General features: G+C 70.2%; 20 protein-coding genes and 2 pseudogenes. 10 read left to right on the top strand and 12 right to left on the bottom strand.

Features of this window, described 5'->3' with window-relative positions; all coding sequences use genetic code 11:
* Positions 1–300: 300 nt before the first annotated feature.
* On the bottom strand, positions 301–1,245 hold the full coding sequence (locus tag ADK57_RS11155; protein WP_053749238.1) for a hypothetical protein: 945 nt from the start codon (positions 1,243–1,245) through the stop codon (positions 301–303).
* A gap of 80 nt (positions 1,246–1,325) precedes the next feature.
* Between ADK57_RS11155 and ADK57_RS11150 the strand changes: the two genes are divergently transcribed.
* The 5 genes and pseudogenes from ADK57_RS11150 to ADK57_RS11130 form a co-directional block, all read left to right on the top strand.
* Positions 1,326–1,520 carry a DUF3046 domain-containing protein gene (locus ADK57_RS11150; RefSeq protein ID WP_053749237.1) on the top strand — a complete coding sequence of 65 codons (195 nt, stop codon included), beginning with the start codon at positions 1,326–1,328 and terminating at the stop codon, positions 1,518–1,520.
* A 125-nt stretch (positions 1,521–1,645) separates the two neighbouring features.
* Positions 1,646–2,899, top strand: coding sequence for an AI-2E family transporter (locus ADK57_RS11145; protein ID WP_199830535.1), 1,254 nt, complete (start codon positions 1,646–1,648; stop codon positions 2,897–2,899).
* A 427-nt stretch (positions 2,900–3,326) separates the two neighbouring features.
* Entirely contained in the window at positions 3,327–4,454 is a 1,128-nt protein-coding gene (gene recA, locus ADK57_RS11140; protein WP_053749236.1) for a recombinase RecA, read from the top strand.
* 3 nt (positions 4,455–4,457) lie between these two features.
* Positions 4,458–5,351: a recombination regulator RecX gene (gene recX, locus ADK57_RS11135; protein ID WP_053749235.1), complete on the top strand. Its 894-nt coding sequence runs from the start codon at positions 4,458–4,460 to the stop codon at positions 5,349–5,351.
* A 133-nt stretch (positions 5,352–5,484) separates the two neighbouring features.
* Positions 5,485–5,763, top strand: a pseudogene (locus ADK57_RS11130) (sugar ABC transporter substrate-binding protein); the annotation flags it as partial.
* Positions 5,764–5,806: 43 nt separating this feature from the next.
* On the opposite strand, the gene ADK57_RS11125 reads toward ADK57_RS11130, so the two are convergent.
* The 8 genes from ADK57_RS11125 to ADK57_RS11095 all read right to left on the bottom strand — a co-directional run bounded on the left by ADK57_RS11125 (position 5,807) and on the right by ADK57_RS11095 (position 12,235).
* On the bottom strand, positions 5,807–6,250 hold the full coding sequence (locus ADK57_RS11125; protein WP_053749233.1) for a rhodanese-like domain-containing protein: 444 nt from the start codon (positions 6,248–6,250) through the stop codon (positions 5,807–5,809).
* On the bottom strand, positions 6,247–6,786 hold the full coding sequence (locus ADK57_RS11120; protein ID WP_053749232.1) for a cysteine dioxygenase: 540 nt from the start codon (positions 6,784–6,786) through the stop codon (positions 6,247–6,249). Before ADK57_RS11120 ends, ADK57_RS11125 begins: the two co-directional genes overlap by 4 nt.
* Positions 6,787–6,868: 82 nt before the next feature.
* Complete coding sequence (locus ADK57_RS52195) at positions 6,869–6,940, bottom strand: putative leader peptide (protein WP_323186205.1); 72 nt, start codon at positions 6,938–6,940, stop codon at positions 6,869–6,871.
* A gap of 97 nt (positions 6,941–7,037) precedes the next feature.
* Positions 7,038–8,666 (bottom strand): FAD-dependent monooxygenase, encoded by a 1,629-nt coding sequence (locus ADK57_RS11115; RefSeq protein ID WP_053749231.1) that lies wholly within the window; start codon positions 8,664–8,666, stop codon positions 7,038–7,040.
* 177 nt (positions 8,667–8,843) lie between these two features.
* Entirely contained in the window at positions 8,844–9,761 is a 918-nt protein-coding gene (locus ADK57_RS11110) for an amino acid ABC transporter permease (protein WP_053749230.1), read from the bottom strand.
* Positions 9,758–10,426, bottom strand: a complete 669-nt coding sequence (locus tag ADK57_RS11105) for an amino acid ABC transporter permease (protein ID WP_053749245.1) — start codon at positions 10,424–10,426, stop codon at positions 9,758–9,760. The genes ADK57_RS11110 and ADK57_RS11105 overlap by 4 nt, the downstream gene beginning before the upstream one ends.
* A gap of 99 nt (positions 10,427–10,525) precedes the next feature.
* Positions 10,526–11,368, bottom strand: coding sequence for a glutamate ABC transporter substrate-binding protein (locus tag ADK57_RS11100; RefSeq protein ID WP_199830534.1), 843 nt, complete (start codon positions 11,366–11,368; stop codon positions 10,526–10,528).
* 90 nt (positions 11,369–11,458) lie between these two features.
* On the bottom strand, positions 11,459–12,235 hold the full coding sequence (locus ADK57_RS11095; protein ID WP_053749228.1) for an amino acid ABC transporter ATP-binding protein: 777 nt from the start codon (positions 12,233–12,235) through the stop codon (positions 11,459–11,461).
* 286 nt (positions 12,236–12,521) lie between these two features.
* Here ADK57_RS11095 and ADK57_RS11090 point away from each other — a divergent pair, with 286 nt between their 5' ends.
* Positions 12,522–13,208 carry a response regulator transcription factor gene (locus tag ADK57_RS11090; RefSeq protein WP_053749227.1) on the top strand — a complete coding sequence of 229 codons (687 nt, stop codon included), beginning with the start codon at positions 12,522–12,524 and terminating at the stop codon, positions 13,206–13,208.
* A gap of 9 nt (positions 13,209–13,217) precedes the next feature.
* Positions 13,218–14,609: a sensor histidine kinase gene (locus ADK57_RS11085; protein ID WP_053749226.1), complete on the top strand. Its 1,392-nt coding sequence runs from the start codon at positions 13,218–13,220 to the stop codon at positions 14,607–14,609.
* Positions 14,610–14,763: 154 nt separating this feature from the next.
* Here the strand turns inward: ADK57_RS11085 and ADK57_RS11080 are convergent, their stop codons facing one another.
* Positions 14,764–15,753: a TAXI family TRAP transporter solute-binding subunit gene (locus ADK57_RS11080; protein WP_053749225.1), complete on the bottom strand. Its 990-nt coding sequence runs from the start codon at positions 15,751–15,753 to the stop codon at positions 14,764–14,766.
* Positions 15,754–15,884: 131 nt separating this feature from the next.
* Between ADK57_RS11080 and ADK57_RS11075 the strand changes: the two are divergent.
* Positions 15,885–16,367, top strand: a pseudogene (locus ADK57_RS11075) (hypothetical protein).
* A gap of 137 nt (positions 16,368–16,504) precedes the next feature.
* On the opposite strand, the gene ADK57_RS11070 reads toward ADK57_RS11075, so the two are convergent.
* Positions 16,505–17,740: a cation:proton antiporter gene (locus ADK57_RS11070; RefSeq protein WP_053749224.1), complete on the bottom strand. Its 1,236-nt coding sequence runs from the start codon at positions 17,738–17,740 to the stop codon at positions 16,505–16,507.
* 4 nt (positions 17,741–17,744) lie between these two features.
* Entirely contained in the window at positions 17,745–18,230 is a 486-nt protein-coding gene (locus ADK57_RS11065; RefSeq protein ID WP_053749223.1) for a cation:proton antiporter regulatory subunit, read from the bottom strand.
* A gap of 112 nt (positions 18,231–18,342) precedes the next feature.
* Here ADK57_RS11065 and ADK57_RS11060 point away from each other — a divergent pair, with 112 nt between their 5' ends.
* Complete coding sequence (locus ADK57_RS11060) at positions 18,343–19,389, top strand: HAMP domain-containing sensor histidine kinase (protein ID WP_053749222.1); 1,047 nt, start codon at positions 18,343–18,345, stop codon at positions 19,387–19,389.
* Positions 19,389–20,060, top strand: coding sequence for a response regulator (locus ADK57_RS11055; RefSeq protein WP_053749221.1), 672 nt, complete (start codon positions 19,389–19,391; stop codon positions 20,058–20,060). The genes ADK57_RS11060 and ADK57_RS11055 overlap by 1 nt, the downstream gene beginning before the upstream one ends.
* Positions 20,061–20,115: the final 55 nt, after the last annotated feature.

Genomic DNA, 20,115 nt, shown 5'->3' with positions numbered 1-20,115 from the left:
GTGTCCGTCCTCGGAACGGCGCGGAATCGGTCTTCTGCAGGGGCGAACGTGTTGACGCGCCAACCGCTGCGGGCGGACACCCCCCGACACGTCCCCTTGCCGCCGTACGCGAGTGCGGGTGCGTGCGTCCACCCTCTCGACCCGTGCCCGCCGGTGCCGTCGAGCGGCCTCTCTTCGCAGGGCTGAGCCGGCTCGCGAAGATCGGTGAGCAGACGGGCGTCGACCTGTCGTCACCGCGGGGGCGGCCCTCGCGGTCGTCGTCCTGCTGGTGCGTGATTCCGAGGACCGACAGCCGGAGTCTCAGCCCAGAGGACAGCCGTATGCCCGCAACGTGCGCAGCGCATCGAGCGTCACCAGGGGACGCGCCTCCAGGGTCGGGCCCGGCGCCCATTGGCGCCGGCGGATCGGCCAGCCGCCGTCCTCCTGCTGTTCGTCGGCGAGGAAGTCCAGGGAACGGGAGATTTCGTCGTCCGTGAACCACCCGCGCGCGAGGGAGGTCGGCGTCTTCGCATAGTCGTGCGGGAAGTGGTGTTCTCCGGGGCCGTAGCCCGGCGCGACCGGGTATGCGTCGAGTCGATCGGGGTCGAGCGCCGCGAGCCGGTGCTCACGCACCAGGCGGCCGAGACGGTCGGCGACCGCCTCCGCGCGCGGGCGGTCGGGAGCGGCGTCCAGGAAGGCCACGGCGGCCTGGATCTCGTAGGGGTGGGACTGCTCCAGGGACTCGACGGCGTGCCAGCAGAAGTCCGTGGCCCGGAACAGCCAGGCGTGCCACACCTCGTTGCGGTGCAGGAGGCCCACCACCGGTCCGGTGGCGAGGAGTTCGCTCGGCGGGGCGTCCAGGATCGGGATGAAGGGGGCCGCCGGGTAGCCGCGCAGGCTGGGGTGGATCGCCGACAGTGCGCCGTCCCGCGTTGTGACGGAGGTCAGATACCGGCACACGCGCTCCACGCGCTGTCCGCCGCAGCGCCCGATCGCGTCCAGGACCCGCAAGGCGTGACCGGTGTGCAGCGGCTGGCTGACCGGGCCCCGCAGATCGGGCTCCAGTGCGTGGCCGTACCCGCCGTCCTCGTTGCGGTAGGCGTCCAGCGCCGTCTCCACCGGGTCGGCGCTTCCTTTCAGGAAGTGGTACGCGAAGAGGCGCTGCTCCAGTACGCGTGCGGTGAGCCAGACGAAGTGCTCGGCGCGCGCGAGCGGGGAGCGCGCCGGGGGCGTCGGGGGGAGTGGGGAAGCTCCTGATTCGGCCATGCGTCAGACCGTAGGACGGAAAGCGGTCTCGGCAAGCGGTCCCGGCTCAGGCCCACCCTCAGGGGCGGGATACTGGAGTCATGCGGTTGACGGTCTTCTGGGAGCGGATGACGGATCACTTCGGTCCGGGCTACGCCGACACCTTCGCACGCGACCACGTGATGGCGGAGCTCGGCGGGCGCACGGTGCACGAGGCGCTGGACGCCGGCTGGGACGCCAAGGACGTCTGGCGGGTGGTCTGCACCGTCATGAACGTTCCGTGGGAGAGGCACTGACCGGTCATGAACCTTCGGGGGAGAAACACCGCTCGGTCATGAACGTGCAGCGAGGGAAGCACTGATCGGTCACGAAGATCGCACGACGGCGGCCGATTGTCAGTCGCGTGGGTGAGACTTGCACCGTGGCACCCACTGACGAGACCGGCCAGGTCACCCAGCACGCATCCCCGTTCGGCACCACGCCGCCAAACCGGCCCCCGGCCGCCGGCGGCGCCGGGCCGAACGCCCGCATGCCGCGCTGGCTGCCGCGCGCCATGGTGCTCGCGCTCGCCCTCTTCGCCGTGTTCCAGCTGGGCAGTTGGGCCTTCCACCAGCTCACCGGCCTGCTGATCAACATCCTCATCGCGTTCTTCCTGGCCCTGGCCATCGAGCCCGCGGTGAGCTGGATGGCCTCGCGCGGCATGCGCCGGGGGCTGGCGACCGGCCTTGTCTTCCTGGGCGTGATGATCGCCGCGGCGGGGTTCGTCACGCTGCTCGGCTCCATGCTGGCGGGCCAGATCATCAAGATCGTCGAGGATTTTCCGGAGTACCTCGACTCCGTCATCAACTGGATCAACACGCATTTCAACACCGAGCTGAAGCGGGTGGACGTCCAGGAGGGGCTGCTCCGCTCCGACTGGCTGCGCAACTACGTGCAGAACAGCGCCACCGGCGTCCTGGACGTGTCCGCCCAGGTGCTCGGCGGGCTCTTCCAGCTGCTGACGATCACGCTGTTCTCGTTCTACTTCGCCGCCGACGGCCCCCGGCTGCGGCGTGCGCTCTGCTCCGTCCTGCCGCCCGCCAAGCAGACCGAGGTGCTGCGTGCTTGGGAGATCGCCGTGAACAAGACCGGCGGCTACATCTACTCGCGCGGCCTGATGGCTCTCATCTCCGGAGTCGCGCACTACATCCTGCTGCAGGCGCTGAGCGTGCCGTACGCGCCCGTGCTCGCGGTGTGGGTGGGGCTGGTCTCGCAGTTCATCCCCACGATCGGTACGTATCTCGCGGGTGCCCTGCCCATGCTGATCGCCTTCACCGTCGATCCCTGGTACGCGCTGTGGGTGCTGCTCTTCGTCGTGGTCTACCAGCAGTTCGAGAACTACGTGCTGCAGCCCAAGCTGACCTCGAAGACCGTCGACATCCACCCGGCGGTCGCGTTCGGCTCCGTGATCGCCGGCACCGCCCTCCTCGGAGCTGTCGGCGCGCTGATCGCCATCCCGGCGATCGCCACGCTGCAGGCCTTCCTCGGGGCGTACGTGAAGCGGTACGACGTCACGGACGACCCTCGGGTCCACGGGCACCGGAGAGGGGGAACGGGGAGCGGCCCGCTCGGGCGTGTGCGTGCGCTGTGGGCTCGGCGGCCGGGGGCGGAGGACCACGCCGACGGTTCCTCGTGACGCGGGACCTGGACGGCGTGCGGGTCGAGGACGTGTGAGTCCGGGGTTCAGCGCAGGGCGATGAGCCCGATCGTGAGCGCCGCAGACGGCGAGACGAGAACGCTGGCCGCGGTTGTGAACTGCTGCCGGTTGCGCCTTCGGCTGCTTCCCGAGGGGCGGCTGGAGGGGCGGGGCACTTCACGGTCATCCGGCAGTGGGCCGCTGAGACGTAGTCTCGGAGGTGCCGCGTGGGCGCGCTTGACACGAAAATCGAACATCCATTCTTATGGGGGCTCCGGCGGAGCACTCGGCGGGCGTTTCGACACGGTTTTGATGGAGAAGTGCCCGAGTTATCCACAGGCCGGACGGGCGTCGGGGCGCATTGTCAGTGGCAGGCGTTAGCGTCTTTGACGTGAAGCGATCGACTCAAGCAAATCGGGTGGAACCCATGGCAGGAACCGACCGCGAGAAGGCGCTCGACGCCGCACTCGCACAGATTGAACGGCAATTCGGCAAGGGCGCGGTCATGCGCCTGGGCGAGCGGCCGAACGAGCCCATCGAGGTCATCCCCACCGGGTCGACCGCCCTCGACGTCGCCCTCGGCGTCGGCGGCCTGCCGCGCGGCCGTGTCGTGGAGGTGTACGGGCCGGAGTCCTCCGGTAAGACGACCCTGACCCTGCACGCCGTGGCCAACGCCCAGAAGGCCGGCGGCCAGGTCGCGTTCGTGGACGCGGAGCACGCCCTCGACCCCGAGTACGCGAAGAAACTCGGCGTCGACATCGACAACCTGATCCTGTCCCAGCCGGACAACGGTGAGCAGGCTCTGGAGATCGTGGACATGCTGGTCCGCTCCGGCGCCCTCGACCTCATCGTCATCGACTCCGTCGCCGCACTCGTCCCGCGCGCGGAGATCGAGGGCGAGATGGGTGACAGTCACGTCGGTCTGCAGGCCCGTCTGATGAGCCAGGCCCTGCGGAAGATCACCAGCGCGCTCAACCAGTCCAAGACCACCGCGATCTTCATCAACCAGCTCCGCGAGAAGATCGGCGTGATGTTCGGCTCCCCGGAGACCACGACCGGTGGCCGGGCGCTGAAGTTCTACGCCTCGGTGCGGCTCGACATCCGACGTATCGAGACACTGAAGGACGGCACCGACGCGGTCGGCAACCGCACTCGCGTCAAGGTCGTCAAGAACAAGGTCGCGCCGCCCTTCAAGCAGGCCGAGTTCGACATCCTCTACGGGCAGGGCATCAGCCGCGAGGGCGGCCTGATCGACATGGGCGTGGAGAACGGCTTCGTCCGCAAGGCCGGCGCCTGGTACACGTACGAGGGCGACCAGCTCGGCCAGGGCAAGGAGAACGCGCGCAACTTCCTGAAGGACAACCCCGACCTCGCCAACGAGATCGAGAAGAAGATCAAGGAGAAGCTGGGCGTCGGAGTCCGGCCCGAGGAACCGGCCGCCGAGCCGGGTGCGGACGCCGCGGTCTCCGCCGCCACCGACGACGCCGCGAAGACAGTGCCCGCTCCGGCGGCTGCCAAGGCAGCCAAGACCAAGGCCGCGGCGGCCAAGAGCTGATCCGTGACACGGCGAACCGAATGGGCCGAGTACGCCGCCCACCCGGACCCTCCGCGTGAGCGGAGCGGGAGAGGCGACGGGGGACTCGCCGGGATGAGCGGCGGTGACGCGGTCCACGACGTGGACGGGGACTATGCCCGCACGGCGTCGTACGGCACGAGGGGGTCGTACGACGACGAGCCGGGCGGTGGACAGTGGCCGGACGGGCCGGACAGGCCGGACGGAGGCGGCTCCACGGCGTTCGGCGCCGGTTCCCCCGCCGAGCGCTCGCGCCGGAGCGGCGGGGCACAGGGCGCGGGCGGCCCACGCGGACGCCGTCGGCGCGGCCGCGCAGAGCCGTCCGATGAGGGCGGCGGCTCCTCCTTCTCGTCGAGGGCCGAAAAGGAGGAGCCCCCGGCGGACCCGGTCGAGCAGGCACGGGCTATCTGTCTGCGCCTGCTCACCGGGACCCCGCGCACGCGCAAACAGCTCGCGGACGCCCTGCGCAAGCGAGAGATTCCGGACGACGCCGCCGAGGAGGTGCTGTCGCGGTTCGAGGAGGTCGGGCTGATCAACGACAGCGCGTTCGCGGACGCCTGGGTGGAATCCCGGCACCGCGGGCGGGGACTGGCCCGGCGTGCGCTCGCGCAGGAACTGCGGACCAAGGGCGTCGACTCCACGCTGATCGACGAAGCCGTCGCACAACTCGACTCCGAGCAGGAGGAGGCGACCGCGCGCGAACTCGTCGCCCGCAAGCTGCGGTCCACCCGCGGCCTCGACCGCGACAAACGACTGCGCCGCCTCGCCGGCATGCTCGCCCGCAAGGGCTACCCGGAGGGCATGGCCCTGCGGGTGGTCCGTCAGGCGCTGGAGGAAGAGGGCGAGGACACGGAGTTCCTTGGGGACGAGGGGGTCTGAGGACGGGTGCCCGAGGAGCGAGGGGTTCTGAAGAACGGGTGCCCGAGGGGCGGGGGCCTCAAGAAACAGGGCTGAGGAGCGAGCGCTTCCGAAGTGATGCCTCGCTGGTCCTCCAGGCCGGAGCCGCCCTCCCGCGTTCGCCGCTCGCAAGGCGTTCGACGAGGGCGGCGGCCAGGACGTCAAAATCGTGACGGTCAATGGCACGGACGAGGGCCTGGCGGCTCTCAAGGACGGCCGTTTCGCGGCCACGGTGTCCAACTCGGCAGCGGACACTGGTGAATTGGCCGTGACCAACACCATCGCCCTGCTGCGTGACGAGAAGGTCGGCAAGATCGCCAACACGCCGGTGCGCCTGGTCACCAGGGGCAACGCGGACACGGCCCCGCTGTACTGCCCTCCGGACGTCTACTGACGCCTGCCGGAGCCGCCTCCGCCTCCACACAGAAGGCAGACGGCTACGACGTCACGGGAAGCCCTGCCGCCCTCCAGGCCTGGAAGCCCCCGACCAGGTCGGTGGCCCGGCGCAGCCCCAACTGGTGCAGGGACGCGGCCGCCAGGCTGGAGGCGTACCCCTCGTCGCAGATGACCACGACGCGCAGATCGTGGCCGGTGGCCTTGGCGGCACGGTGGCTGCCCTGCGGGTCGAGCCGCCACTCCAGTTCGTTGCGCTCGACGACAAGGGCGCCGGGGATCAGCCCGTCCCGCTCGCGCAGGGCCGCGTAGCGGATGTCCACCAGCAGTGCGTCCCCGGCCAGGTCGGCGTCGTACGCCTCCCGCGGTTCGAGCCGCTCGAAACCACTGCGCACCCGCTCCAGCAACTCGTCCACACCGGCCGGCCGTTCATCCGCGCCGCCCCCGCGGCCCGCGCCGAATACTTCCGGCGTTCGCGCCCCGCTCACTGCCAGTCCTCCGGACGCTCCACCTGCTCCAGGCGCAGGATCGGCCCGCTGCGGCTGTAGCGGCGGATCTGCGGCAGGGGCGGGTAGTAGGCGTGGACGGAGATCGCGTGGTGCTCGGTGGACTCGTTGAGAACCTCGTGGACGTGGTGGCGGCCGAACGTGCGGCCCTTTCCGGCCGGCAGTCGGCGCTCCCGGTCCACGTCCTCGGACAGTTCCAGCGTCTTCCAGCCGTCGGTGGGCAGCCGGGCGGCGAGCGAGTTCTCCTTGAGCTCACCGGCCGCGGTCAGGAAGGCGCCGATCGATTCGGCGTGGTCGTGCCAGCCGGTGCCGCTGCCGGGCGGCCATCCGATCAGCCAGGCCTCGCTGCCGCCCGGCCCTTCCAGCCGCACCCAGGTGCGGCCCTCCGGGTCGAGCGGGAGCGAGTTGATCAGCTCGGCGTCGGCGGCCGTACGCCGTACGAATTCGAGGAGGTCCGCCTGCGTGGGAGTGGGCACGGAAACAGCGGAAACGGAGGAGACAGCAGGGGAGACAGACACGGGCACCGTCCTGAAGAGCGTTCGCGTGAAGCGCGCGTCAACGCAGAAGCGGCGCGCGCCAAGAGTGATGAGGAATGCGAATTCAGCAGGAGGGGCGACACATGCAGCCCGCGTAGCGGACGAGGTCCACATGGACCTTCCGCCACAGGTGCACGCAGGTGTCAGTCACGATCCGGAGTACACCACGACGGTGCAGACCGGTCAACTCACTGTCACTATGTGGACGCACAGTGACAGTGAACACAAGCAGATCAACGAGAGCCGGCGCCCGCCCCGGCTTCCGCCCCCGTTCGCGCGGGCCCGCCCAGCGCCGCCTCGGCCGCCGCGTACAGGTCGGCCGGCCGGACCCCGGTCAGTGCCGTGACGAGGTGACCGTCGGGCCGTACGAGCAGGACGGTGTGCGGGGCCGCGCCCGGGTACTCCTCGGCGACCAGCAGCTCGGCGGGGTGCGGCAGCGCGGTCACCGCCGCCGCCAGCCGGGGCATGATTCCGGCGGTCACCCAGTGCTTGCGCTCCCACACGCCGGTTCCGGGCGCGATCAGGACGACGAGCAGCGCGCCGCGACCGAGGCGGTCCCGCAGCCGTACGAAGGAGCCGTCCTCCGCCGTCACCCGCACATCGGTGACCGGCGCGCCGGGCGCCGTGTCGACGGGGGCTTCTCCTTCGAGATGCCGGGGCGCGAGCGGCGAGTCGCCGTACGCCCCCGGCGCACCGAGCGCGCCGCGCCCCAAATGACCGTCCGTGAGCAGCGCGTCGTGGCCGCGGGTCGAGCCGGGGACGTACGCGCGCAGGCCTCCGCCCCCGCGCAGCAGCGGCAGTGCCTGGTCTGCGGCCCGCAGTCGGGCGGCGACAACCGCGCGCCGCTCCGCCTGGTAGCTGTCGAGCAGTGCCTCGTGCGGCCCGTGGTGCCAGGCCAGCGCCAGCTTCCAGGCGAGGTTGTCGGCGTCCTTGAGTCCCTCGTCGAGGCCCTGTGTGCCGAGCGCACCGAGCAGGTGCGCGGCGTCCCCGGCGAGGAAGACCCGGCCGGCGCGCCAGCGGCGGGCCAGCCGGTGGTGGACCGTGTGGACGCCGGTGTCCAGGAGTTCGTACGCCGGTGTCGAGCCGCCCGTCCAGCCGGCCAGGGTCTCCCTGACGCGGGCCACCAGCAGTTCCGGCGTGACCAGGTCCTTGCCCGGCGGCAGCAGCCAGTCGAGGCGCCAGACCCCGTCCGGCAGGGGGCGGCCGGTGATCTCGCCGGCCGAGGGGCCGGTCGTACGCCAGGGCGGCATCCTGTGGAGCAACGCCTGACCGGGCCAGGGAAGTTCCGTGCGCAGCGCTGCCACGGCGTGCCGTTCCACCGCCGTACGGCCGGGGAAGCGGATGTCCTGGAGTTTGCGCACCGTCGAGCGCGGGCCGTCGCAGCCGACCAGGTAACTGCCGCGCCACCAGGTGCCCTTGGGGCCACGGGTGTGGACGGTGACGCCGGAGGGTTCCTGTTCGACGCCGTCGAGGCGGCTGTCCACGGCGATCTTGACGAGGCGCTCGCCGGCGAGGGCGGCGCGCAGGGCGCCGGTCAGCATGTGCTGGGCGATGTGCAGGGGTGCGGGACCGGGATCGTCCTCGGGGTCGGTGTCGTCCCCGAACGTGACCTCGCGCATCACCTGCTTGCGCCGCATTGACCGCCATCCGGCCCAGTGCACGCCGGTCTCGGTGAGCGGCACGCCGGTCAGCCGCTCCATGAGGGCGGCGGTGCCCTCGCGCAGTACGACGGTGCGCGCGAGGCGGGGTTCGTCCTTGCCCGGCCCCTCGTCGAGCACGACGCACGGCACTTCCTGACGGGCCAGAGCCAGTGCGAGCGTGAGCCCGACGGGCCCCGCGCCGACGATGATCACCGGGTCCACGGCGCGGCGCCCCCTGCCAGCAGCGGTGTCCTCAGGGACGTACGTGAACAGGAGGTTGGAGCAGGGTGCACGATCACAGAACGTATGCAACCCATTGCCGGTGCTTGCGTCAAGTGACGGAGGGCAGTGGCGATCATGCCACTGCCCTCCGTGTCGTTCAGGTCATCTGACTGGTGGTCAGAGGCCTCCGACGCCACCGGTGTTTTCCCCGGTCCCGAAGGCACCGCGCACAGCAGCGGGGTTGACCTCCACCGTGTCCTCGCCGAGGACTGCGCCCGTGCTCTTCTTGCTGCGCCGCAGCCTGCCCTCGAGCCAGCTCGCGAAGCTGGTGAGGATGAAGTTCACCACGATGTAGATGACGGCCACCACGATGAAGCTGGGGACCACGTTGGCGTAGACGGCGGCCAGCGTCTGGCGTGAGTTGAGCAGCTCGGTGAACCCCAGCATCACACCGCCCAGCGCGGTGTCCTTCACGATGACGACGAGCTGGCTGACGATGGCCGGCAGCATCGCGGTGACGGCCTGCGGCAGCAGGACGTTGGTCATCGTCTGCCCCTTGCGCAGGCCGACCGCCATGGCGGCCTCCGTCTGCCCCTTGGGAAGGGAGAGGATGCCCGCCCGCACGATCTCGGCGAGGACGGACGCGTTGTAGAGCACCAAGCCGGTGACGACCGCGTACAGAGGCCGCTGCTCGCTGCTGATGTCCGTGGAGCGGACGTAGAGCTCGTTGGCGAACAGCATCAGCAGCAGGACGGGGATCGCCCGGAAGAACTCGACCACCGTGCCGGCCGTTCCCCGCACCCACCGGTGGTCCGAGAGACGCGCGATGCCGAAGAACGCACCCAGCGGCAGGGCGATCACCATGGCGAGCGCCGCGGCCTTCAAGGTGTCGGCGAGGCCCGGCAGCAGATACGTCGTCCAGGCCTCCGACTGGGTGAACGGCTTCCACAGGGCCCACTTCAGCTGGCCCTTTTCGTCCATCGTCTGCCAGACCCACCACAGGAGCAGGGCCAGCAGGACGAAGAAGATCACGGAGAAGAGGACGTTGCGCCGTTTGGCGCGAGGGCCGGGAACGTCGTAGAGAACGGAGCTCATCGCTTCACCGCCAGTCGCTTGCTCAGCCAGCCGAGGATGAGGCCGGTGGGCAGGGTCAGTACCACGAACCCGAGGGCGAACACCGCGCCGATGGCCAGCGTCTGTGCCTCGTTCTCGATCATTTCCTTCATCAGGAGGGCGGCTTCCGCCACGCCGATCGCGGCCGCCACGGTCGTGTTCTTGGTGAGCGCGATCAGCACGTTGGCCAGCGGCCCGATGACCGAGCGGAAGGCCTGGGGCAGGACGATGAGCCTCAGGATCTGGCTGAAGGTCAGGCCGATGGCGCGTGCCGCCTCGGCCTGTCCGACGGGCACGGTGTTGATACCGGAGCGGATCGCCTCGCAGACGAACGCGGCGGTGTAGACGACGAAGCCGAGGATGGCCAGCCGGAAGCTCTGGGCGTCGAAGTCGTCGGAGGCGCCCATCGTCATGCCGAAGATGTCGGAGAGGCCGAGCGAGGTGAAGACGATGATGACGGTCAGAGGGATGTTCCGGACGATGTTCACATAGGCGGTGCCGAACCCACGCATGAGCGGGACCGGGCTGACCCGCATCGCGGCCAGCAGCGTGCCCCAGACCAGGGAGCCGAGGGCGGAGATGGCGGTGAGTTTCACCGTCATCCAGAACGCCCCTAGGACGTCGTAACCTTCAAGAAAGTCGAACACGATCTCCCGCGCTTCCGGGTGTGTGGCGTACGTGGACGGCGCGGCGCGCCGCCGCCGTGATCGCATGGGCGGCAGCGCGCCGGTGGAATCCCTGTGGCACTACTGGACGATGTTGCCGATCTTCGGCGCGGGCTCGTTCTTGTAGTCGGCCGGACCGAAGTTCTCCTTGACGGCTGTGTCCCAGGCGCCGTCGCTGACCATCTTCTCCAGGGCGGTGTTGATCTTGTCCAAGGTCGCGGAGTCGCCCTTCTTGACACCGATGCCGTAGTTCTCGTTGCTCAGCTTGAGACCGGCGAGCTTGAACTGACCCTTGTACTGATCCTGCGCGGCGAAGCCCGCGAGGATCGAGTCGTCCGTGGTCACTGCGTCCACAGCGCCGCTCTGCAGGCCGGCGATGCACTCCGAGTAGCCGCCGTACTGCTTCAGCTGGGCCTTCGGGGCGATGTCGTTCTTGACGTTCTGCGCCGAGGTCGAGCCGGTCACGGAGCACAGCTTCTTGCCGTTGAGGTCAGTGGCCTTGGTGATGTCGGAGTCCGACTTGACCAGCAGGTCCTGGTGGGCCAGCAGGTAAGGGCCGGCGAAGTCGACCTTCTGCTTGCGCTCGTCGTTGATCGAGTAGGTGGCCGTGATGAACTTCACGTCGCCGCGGGCGAGTGCGTTCTCGCGGTCGGCGCTCTTGGTCTCGACGAACTCGATCTGGTCGGGCTCGTAGCCGAGCTCCTTGGCCACGTACGTGGCCACGTCCACGTCGAAGCCGGAGAAGGACCCGTCGGGCTCCTTCAGGCCGAGACCGGGCTGGTCGTACTTGATGCCGACCTTGATCTTGCCGCCGCCACCGGAGCCCGAGCCGCTGTCGCTGTCGTCGTCGCCGCCACACGCGGTGGCGGTCAGGGCGAGGACGAGTGCGGTGGCCGCCGCGGCGGAGACCTTGCGGAGCTTCATGGTGAACATCCTTTGTGTGGTGAGGAGAATGCCGTCGTTGCGGGTGGCGCGGGCCGTCGGTGCTGCGGATTCGTCTGGGGCGCGGATTCGTCAGTGGTGAAGGATCTTCGACAGGAAGTCCTTGGCACGGTCGCTGCGCGGGTTGCTGAAGAACTGGTCCGGCACAGCTTCTTCGACGATCCGACCGTCCGCCATGAACACCACCCGGTTGGCCGCCGAACGGGCGAAGCCCATCTCGTGGGTGACGACGATCATGGTCATGCCGTCGCGGGCGAGCTGCTGCATGACCTCCAGCACCTCGTTGATCATTTCCGGGTCGAGCGCCGAAGTGGGCTCGTCGAACAGCATGACCTTGGGACCCATGGCCAGGGCACGCGCGATGGCGACACGCTGCTGCTGGCCGCCGGACAGTTGTGCTGGGTACTTGTCCGCCTGATTGGCGACACCCACCCGGTCGAGCAGCGAGCGGGCCTTCTCCTCGGCCACCTTCTTGTCGGTCCCGCGGACCTTGATCTGGCCCAGCATGACGTTCTCGAGCACGGTCTTGTGCGCGAACAGGTTGAAGGACTGGAAGACCATTCCCACGTCGGCACGCAGCCGGGCCAGCGCCTTGCCCTCCTGGGGCAGCGGCTTGCCGTCGATGGCGATCGTGCCGGAGTCGATCGTCTCCAGGCGGTTGATGGCGCGGCACAGGGTGGACTTCCCGGACCCGGAGGGGCCGATGACCACGACGACCTCGCCGCGGGCGATCGTCAGGTCGATGTCCTGGAGCACGTGCAACGCGCCGAAGTGCTTGTTGACGCTCTTCAGGACGACCAGTTCTCCGGTCGCGGCCACATCTTCCTTGGCCACCGATACTTCGGTCATCGCTCTAAGGCTCCGTCCTCCTCGGTTTCGGAGGACAGTAGTAACCACTCGCGACCAGCGTCATTACATCTGAGGGGAATCTGAGCATCACGATCCGATAGCAATCGGACACGTGTCGTAGCACTTGCGAGCTGGGCGCGTATCGGGCGGGTAACGGTAGCGGCGCGCAACCGGAACCCTCTTGACGCCGTCCTCATCCATCAGCGTGACTGCCGTGTGCACGCGCGCGTGCACACGTTTTCTGTACACATCCTGATCGTACGTCCGATGAACCGAAGGGGCCCGGATGAGACTGCTCCTCGTCGAGGACGACAACCATGTGGCAGCCGCCCTGTCCGCGGTCCTCGCGCGGCACGGTTTCGATGTCACACACGCCCGCAGCGGCGAGGAGGCCCTGCAGGCCCTCGTCCCGGAAGGCGAGGGTTTCGGAGTCGTCCTCCTCGACCTGGGGCTGCCAGACCAGGACGGCTACGAGGTCTGCGGCAAGATCCGCAAGCGCACCAGCACCCCGGTGATCATGGTCACCGCGCGCTCCGACGTCCGCTCCCGCATCCACGGCCTCAACCTCGGCGCCGACGACTACGTCGTGAAGCCGTACGACACGGGCGAGCTGCTCGCCCGTATCCACGCCGTCAGCAGGCGTACCGCCCACGACGACGCCCCGGGGGCGAGCGAGACCGCGCTGCGTCTCGGCCCGGTGCACATCGAGCTGCCCACCCGCCAGGTCAGCGTGGACGGATCGGTCGTCCAGCTGACCCGCAAGGAGTTCGACCTCCTCGCCCTGCTGGCCCAGCGCCCCGGCGTGGTCTTCCGCCGGGAACAGATCATCAGCGAGGTGTGGCGCACCAGTTGGGAGGGGACCGGGCGCACCCTCGAGGTGCATGTGGCGTCCCTGCGCGCCAAGCTGCGGATGCCGGCGCTGATCGAGACCGTACGCGGCGTGGGCTACCGGCTCGTCGCCCCGAGCGCGTAGCGGGGCCGGGTGCGCACACGTCTGCTCCCGCTGCTCATCGTCCTGATGGCGGCCGTGCTGCTCGCCCTCGGCGTCCCGCTCGCCGTCAGCGTGGCCGCGGCCCAGCAGCAGAAGGTGGTCGTCGACCGGATCGACGACACCGCACGCTTCGCCGCCCTCGCCCAGTACGTCACCGACCCGCCCGGCGAGACCAACGAGCGCAAGGACACGCTGGCCATCGAACTCGGTAGCTACTACGAGGTCTACGGCATTCGGGCGGGCGTCTTCTACCGCAACGCCACCCCCATGGCCAAGGCGCCGTCGGCCTTCGTCCTCCCCAAGGAGGGCGAGGTCCGCGAGGCCTTCGACGAGGCGCTGCTCAGCCGGCGCAGCCACGATCCGAAGCAGGTGTGGCCCTGGCAGCGCAACCGCCTGGTCGTCGCCTCGCCGGTCATCCGGGACGGCGACGTCGTCGCGGTCGTCGTCACCGACTCGCCCACCGGGCAGATGCGTTCGCGGATCCTGCACGGCTGGCTTGTCGTCGGCGCAGGCGAGATCGCCGCGATGCTGCTGGCCGTAGGCGCTGCGCTACGGCTCACGGGCTGGGTCCTCAAACCCGTACGTGTCCTCGACGCCACCACCCACGCGATCACGAGCGGGGCTCTGAAGTCCCGGGTCGCGGCCGCCGGCGGACCGCCGGAACTCCGGCGCCTGGCCCGGTCGTTCAACGAGATGGCGGACAACGTCGAGGATGTCCTCGAGCAGCAGCGCGCCTTCGTCGCCGACGCCTCGCACCAGCTGCGCAACCCCCTCGCGGCGCTGCTGCTGCGCATCGAACTGCTCGCCTTCGAACTCCCGGAGGGCAACCAGGAGATCGCCTCCGTCCAGGCCGAGGGCAAGCGTCTGGCGCAGGTCCTGGACGACCTGCTCGACCTGGCCCTGGCCGAGCACACGGAGGCGGACCTCGGCGTCACCGACATCGGCGCCCTGACCGCCGAGCGCATCGCCGCCTGGACACCCACCGCCGAGGCCAAGGGCGTCCGGCTGGTGGGCACCTGTCCGGCCACCACCGCCTGGGCCGACCCGGTCACTCTCTCCAGCGCTCTGGACGCGGTGATCGACAACGCCGTGAAGTTCACGCCGAAAGGCAAGACGGTCGAGGTCACGGTCGCCTCCGACGGCGACACCTCCACCGTCGTGGTCAACGACGACGGCCCGGGCCTGACCGACGAGGAACTCACCCGCGTCGGCGACCGCTTCTGGCGCAGCGGCCGCCACCAGAACATCAAGGGCTCCGGCCTCGGCCTGTCCATCTCCCGCGCCTTGCTTGCCGCGGGCGGCGGCTCGATCACCTACGACCACCACGAGCCGCACGGGCTGACGGTGACGGTACGGGTGCCGCGGTCGGGGTCGGCTGCGTGAGGTTCGGTACGGCCGGTACGGCGGGTGGCTGAGGCTCGCTGCGTCCTTGCGGGAGGTCCGTACCGGGGTCCGCGGTGGAGGCTTCCCGCGCCGGCCGACGAGACGTTCGTACGGAGTGTGCGCGACGTTCGGTACGCCGTGCGCGCGGGGTCGGCTACGGCTTGACCGAGCGGTAATAGCGCCGGGCGCCGTTGTGCAGGGCCAGCGGGTCCGTGTAGATCGCCGTGCGTACGTCGACCAGCTGGGCGGAGTGGACGTGGGCACCGATGCCGTCCCTGCTCTTGAGCACGGTCCGGGTCAGCCACTCGGTGAGCCTCGGGTCCATGTCCTTGCGTGTCATCAGCAGGTTGGACACCGCGATCGTCGCCACCGTGGACCCCTTCTGGATGGGGGGATAGGCCGACTCCGGCATGTTCGTGGCGCGGTAGTAGCGGGACGGGCCGCCCTGTTCGTGCAGCTTGGCGACGAGGTCGGTGCCGATCGGCACGAACCGGAAGGCGTAGGTGGCGGACAGCTTCTCCAGTCCGGCGGTCGGCAGCCCGCCCGACCAGAAGAACGCGTCGATCTCGCCCCGCTTGAGCCGGTCCGGTCCGGTGTCGATCCCGTCGGACATCGGCGTGATGTCCTTCTTTGCGTCGATGCCGGCCACCTTGAGTACCCGGTTGGCGATCAGCCGCACGCCCGAGTGGGGCAGTCCTATGGCCACGCGCTTGCCCTTCAGGTCCGCGACGGACTCGACGTCCGAGCCGCGCGGGACGACGAGCTGTACGTAGTCGTCGTACAGGCGGGCGACACCGCGCAGCCGGTCGGCACCCGTGCCCGTGTACGTCTCCACGGCATCGGCCGCCGCGATGGTGAAGTCGGCCTGGCCGGTGGCCACCCGCGCGACGTTCTCCTGAGAGCCGTCACTGGTCAGCAGCCGCACCTTCAGGTTCGGCATGTCCTTGTCGAGCTCGGTGCGCAGCAGCCTCCCGTACTCCTGGTAGACGCCGGCCTTCGTCCCCGTACTGAACGTGATCGTCCCGCTCGGCGGCGCCTCACCCAGCGGCAGCAGCCACCACAGCAGCAGCCCGAACGCGACGAACCCGGTGGCCGCGCCCTGCAGGGCCCGGCGCCTGCCGATACGGGGGAACACTCTGGACATGCGGCGATCCTGCCAGCCGGGGCGCCGTGCTGACCAGGGGCGGCGGCACAGGGCGCGGCGCCCGAGGGGTGACCGCCGGGGCCGCCGGGTTCACCGACGGCGTTGGCGGAGGCGATCGCTGGAGTCGGCGTATGAGCTCCTCGCCCGTCGACCTGGTCCGCGAATTCCACCTCGCCGTCGGGCTCGCCGCCCGCAGTATGCCCACCGAGGTCTAGCCCGAACTGGCTGCCCATCGCGGTGAACTGCTCGCCTCGGAGGCCGAAGAGGCCGCGGAGGCCGCCGAGGTGTCCGTCACCGGTCCGCTCGACAGGCTCGCACACGAACTCGCCGACGTCGTCTACGTTGCGTACGGCACGGCCCTCGTCCACGGCATCGACCTCGACGCGGTGATCGCCGAGACCCATCGCTCCAACATGACCAAGCGCGTCCCCGACGGCCGCGTCGCCCGCCGCGCCGGCGGCAAGGTCCTCAAGTACTCGCCGGTCGGCGACCGGGCCGCCGCCCATCCGAACATCGGGGTGCAGGCGCGCGCGTCTGCGGGTGTTCAGCCGTCGCCTGCCCGGCGGCTCCGCTGCCGGTGTCCCACCGGGGCGGGCCCGCTTCGCGGCCGGTGATTCGGTTGCCGCCCACGAAGGCGCCTCGGGTTCGCTCCCGCTGCTTCCACGGGGCACGGCGTGGTGTGCTTGACCACCGCTGGCGCCTGGTCACTCGTGCCCGCGCCCAGGGCACCCGTGCGCGTGCAGCCGACGAGTCACTCCCCGCCCACCGAAGCCCCCGCCTCCGCCTCGGCTGCCGCCCGGGACGAGGTTTCCCTGGTCTCCCGGCGGTCCTCGGCGCGGCGGGTCCACCAGGACGCCACCGGCTCCGTGTAGCGCGCGGTGAGGGGGCCGAGGACGACCAGGATGAGGACGTACGCCGTGGCCAGCGGGCCGAGGGACGGTTCGATGCCGGCGCTCACGGCCAGCCCCGCGATGACGATCGAGAACTCGCCGCGTGCCACCAGCGCGCCGCCGGTGCGCCAGCGGCCCTTGACGGAGATTCCGGCTCGTCGGGCTGCCCAGTACCCGGTGGCGATCTTCGTCGTGGCGGTGAGGACCGCAAGCGCGAGGGCGGGCAGCAGTACGGGCGGGATGCTGGCCGGGTCGGTGTGGAGGCCGAAGAAGACGAAGAAGACGGCGGCGAAGAGGTCCCGCAAGGGGCTCAGCAGGGTGTGCGCGCCCTCCGCGACCTCCCCCGACAGGGCGATGCCGACCAGGAACGCGCCCACCGCGGCGGACACCTGGAGCTGCTGGGCGATGCCCGCCACCAGGATCGTCAGGCCCAGCACGACCAGCAGCAGCTTCTCCGGGTCGTCGCTGGAGACGAACCGGGAGATCAACCGGCCGTAGCGCACCGCCACGAACAGGACGAGCCCCGCAGCCCCCAGCGCGATCGCCAGGGTCACGCTCCCGGCCAGCAGCCCGGCGCCGGCCACCAGCGCGGTGACGATGGGCAGGTACACGGCCATCGCCAGGTCCTCGAGGACGAGGACGCTGAGGATCACCGGCGTCTCCCGGTTGCCCACCCGGCCCAGGTCGCCGAGCACCTTCGCGATCACGCCGGACGACGAGATCCAGGTGACGCCGGCCAGCACGACCGCGGCCACCGGCCCCCAGCCCAGCAGCAGCGCCGCCGCCGCGCCCGGCAGGGCGTTGAGCGCGAAGTCGACGAGTCCGGACGGGTAGTGGGACTTGAGGTTGGTGATCAGATCGCCGGCCGTGTACTCCAGGCCGAGCATCAACAGCAGCAGGATGACGCCGATCTCGGCGCCGGTCGCGACGAACTCCTCACTCGCCCCGAGCGGCAGCAGCCCGCCCTCACCGAAGGCCAGTCCGGCGAGCAGATACAGCGGGATGGGAGAGAGCCGGAAGCGGGCGGCGAACCGGCCGAGCAGTCCGAGGGCGAGGATGATGGAACCGAACTCGATCAGAAGGACCGCGGAGTGCACCGGTTCACTCCCGCCCGAGTATCGCGGCGGCGGCGTCGACGCCCTCACGGGTGCCGATCACGATCAGGGTGTCGCCGCCGATGAGCCGGAAGTCCGGCGCCGGTGACGGAATCGCCTCCGTCCGCCGCAACACCGCCACGACGGAGGCGCCCGTCTCGGTCCGCATCCGGGTCTCGCCCAGTACCCGCCCGTTCCAGCGCGAGCCCGCGGCGACCTCGATGCGTTCGGCGACCAGCCCAAGGTCCGTCGTGTAGAGCAGGCTCGCACTGTGGTGGGACGGCTTCAACGTGTCGATCAGCGCGCCCGCCTCGGCACCGGTCAGCCGCAGCGACTGTGCACAGGAGTCGGGATCGTCGGCCTGGTACACGCTCACCGTGCGGCCGCCGTCGCGGTGCGCCACCACGGACAGATGGCGGTCTTCCCGGGTGACGAGGTCGTACTGGACCCCGATGCCCGGCAGCGGCGTCGCCCTCAGGCGTGGAGCAGACACGTTTCTTCCCCTCTAGTACTGGTCTGGTACTGGCCTTCACTTTGGCTTCGCGGCCCGAGCGCCGTCAGACCCGCGCAACCGCCATGCTGTCAGCCGCCCGTACGGTGGCGACATGGGTGTCGTCACGGATATACGAGGCCGAAGGTGCGCGGCGAAGGTGACTGGGACGGTGCCGCACGCAAGGACGGGAGGGGGCGCGAACAGGACCGTGTCGCTGTTCTGGCGGATCTTCTCGCTCAACGCCGTCGGGCTGATCGCGGCCGCCGCACTGCTGCTGGGCCCGGTCACCGTGTCCACCCCCGTCCTGCCGGGCGAGGCGGTCGCGGTCGTGGCGGGCCTCGCCGCACTGCTCGCTGCCAACGCGCTCGTGCTGCGCATCGGTCTCGCTCCACTCCAGCGGCTGGGCCGGGCCATGGCAACGGCCGACCTGCTGCGCCCCGGAGCCCGAGCCCCTGTCGCCGGCCCCGCGGAGACGGCCGCGCTCATCACGACGTACAACACGATGCTCGACCGGCTGGAGGCCGAACGCGCCACCGGCGCCGCCCGAGCGCTCTCCGCCCAGGAACGCGAACGCCACCGCATCGCCCGCGAACTCCACGACGAGGTCGGCCAGACCCTGACCGCAGTCCTCCTCCAGCTCAAGCGCGTCGCCGACCAGGTGCCCGACGAGTTGCGCGAGGACGTGAGCCAGGCGCAGGAAGCCACCCGCGCGGGCCTCGACGAGATCCGCCGCATCGCCCGCCGACTGCGCCCCGGCGTCCTGGACGAGCTCGGGCTGCCGAGCGCCCTGCGCTCCCTCGCGGCCGAGTTCACCACGCACGGTCTGACCGTGCGGCACCACGTCCCCGGCGATCTGCCCCGGCTGACCGAGGAGTCGGAACTCGTGGTCTACCGCGTCGCACAGGAAGGCCTCACCAACACCGTGCGGCACGCCGCCGCCGACCGTGCGGAGGTCCGGCTGCGGCCGGTCACGGACGGCGTCGAACTGCTCGTACGCGACAACGGCAAAGGCCGGGGCGGGGCACCGGAGGGCTCAGGCATCAGCGGTATGCGCGAACGTGCCCTCCTCATAGGCGCCGCGCTCTCCCTGGAACCCGCCCCGGGGCGCGGCACGGACATACGGCTGCGCATTCCGGCCGCGATCGGGGAGAGCCGCTGATGGCACCCCGCCCGCCGCTCCGGACCCCGATCCGCGTCCTGCTCGCCGACGACCACACGCTCGTACGGAGAGGAGTGCGGCTCATCCTCGAGAATGAGCCGGACCTCACTGTCGTGGCCGAGGCCGGCGACGGGGCGGAGGCGGTCGAACTGGCACGCGCGCGTGACGTCGATCTGGCGGTCCTGGACGTCGCCATGCCCCGCATGACCGGCCTCCAGGCGGCTCGCGAACTCTCCCGCCGCCTGCCGGACCTGCGCATCCTCATCCTCACGATGTACGACAACGAGCAGTACTTCTTCGAGGCCCTCAAGGCAGGCGCCGGAGGCTACGTCCTGAAGTCCGTCGCCGACCGCGACCTCGTCGAGGCGTGCCGGGCGGCGGTACGGGACGAGCCGTTCATCTACCCGGGCGCGGAGCGAGCCCTCGTCCGCTCGTACCTCGACCGCCTCCACCGGGGCGACGGTCTGCCCGAGCGGGCCATCACCGAGCGCGAGGAGGAGATCCTCAAGCTCGTGGCCGAGGGCCATACCTCGAAAGAGATCGGCGAACTCCTCTTCATCAGCGCCAAGACGGTCGAACGCCACCGCGCGAACCTCCTGCAGAAACTCGGCATGCGCGACCGCCTGGAACTGACCCGCTACGCAATCCGGGCCGGCCTCATCGATCCATGAGCCGATCGGCGAACCACGCCCTGGGTGGGCGAGCGCTTGCCCGGCGCCGCAACGC

It is taken from the genome of Streptomyces sp. MMG1533 (assembly GCF_001279775.1).
Classification (GTDB): Bacteria; Actinomycetota; Actinomycetes; order Streptomycetales; family Streptomycetaceae; genus Streptomyces.
This window is presented reverse-complemented; position numbering and strand designations above follow the sequence as displayed.

Coding starts and splice junctions, on each gene's coding strand:
- ADK57_RS11155 (WP_053749238.1), bottom strand. CDS start 1,245: ATGGCCGAATCAGGAGCTTCCCCACTCCCCCCGACGCCCCCGGCGCGC.
- ADK57_RS11150 (WP_053749237.1), top strand. CDS start 1,326: ATGCGGTTGACGGTCTTCTGGGAGCGGATGACGGATCACTTCGGTCCG.
- recA (WP_053749236.1), top strand. CDS start 3,327: ATGGCAGGAACCGACCGCGAGAAGGCGCTCGACGCCGCACTCGCACAG.
- ADK57_RS11110 (WP_053749230.1), bottom strand. CDS start 9,761: ATGAGCTCCGTTCTCTACGACGTTCCCGGCCCTCGCGCCAAACGGCGC.
- ADK57_RS11100 (WP_199830534.1), bottom strand. CDS start 11,368: ATGAAGCTCCGCAAGGTCTCCGCCGCGGCGGCCACCGCACTCGTCCTC.
- ADK57_RS11095 (WP_053749228.1), bottom strand. CDS start 12,235: ATGACCGAAGTATCGGTGGCCAAGGAAGATGTGGCCGCGACCGGAGAA.
- ADK57_RS11090 (WP_053749227.1), top strand. CDS start 12,522: ATGAGACTGCTCCTCGTCGAGGACGACAACCATGTGGCAGCCGCCCTG.
- ADK57_RS11080 (WP_053749225.1), bottom strand. CDS start 15,753: ATGTCCAGAGTGTTCCCCCGTATCGGCAGGCGCCGGGCCCTGCAGGGC.
- ADK57_RS11060 (WP_053749222.1), top strand. CDS start 18,343: ATGGGTGTCGTCACGGATATACGAGGCCGAAGGTGCGCGGCGAAGGTG.
- ADK57_RS11055 (WP_053749221.1), top strand. CDS start 19,389: ATGGCACCCCGCCCGCCGCTCCGGACCCCGATCCGCGTCCTGCTCGCC.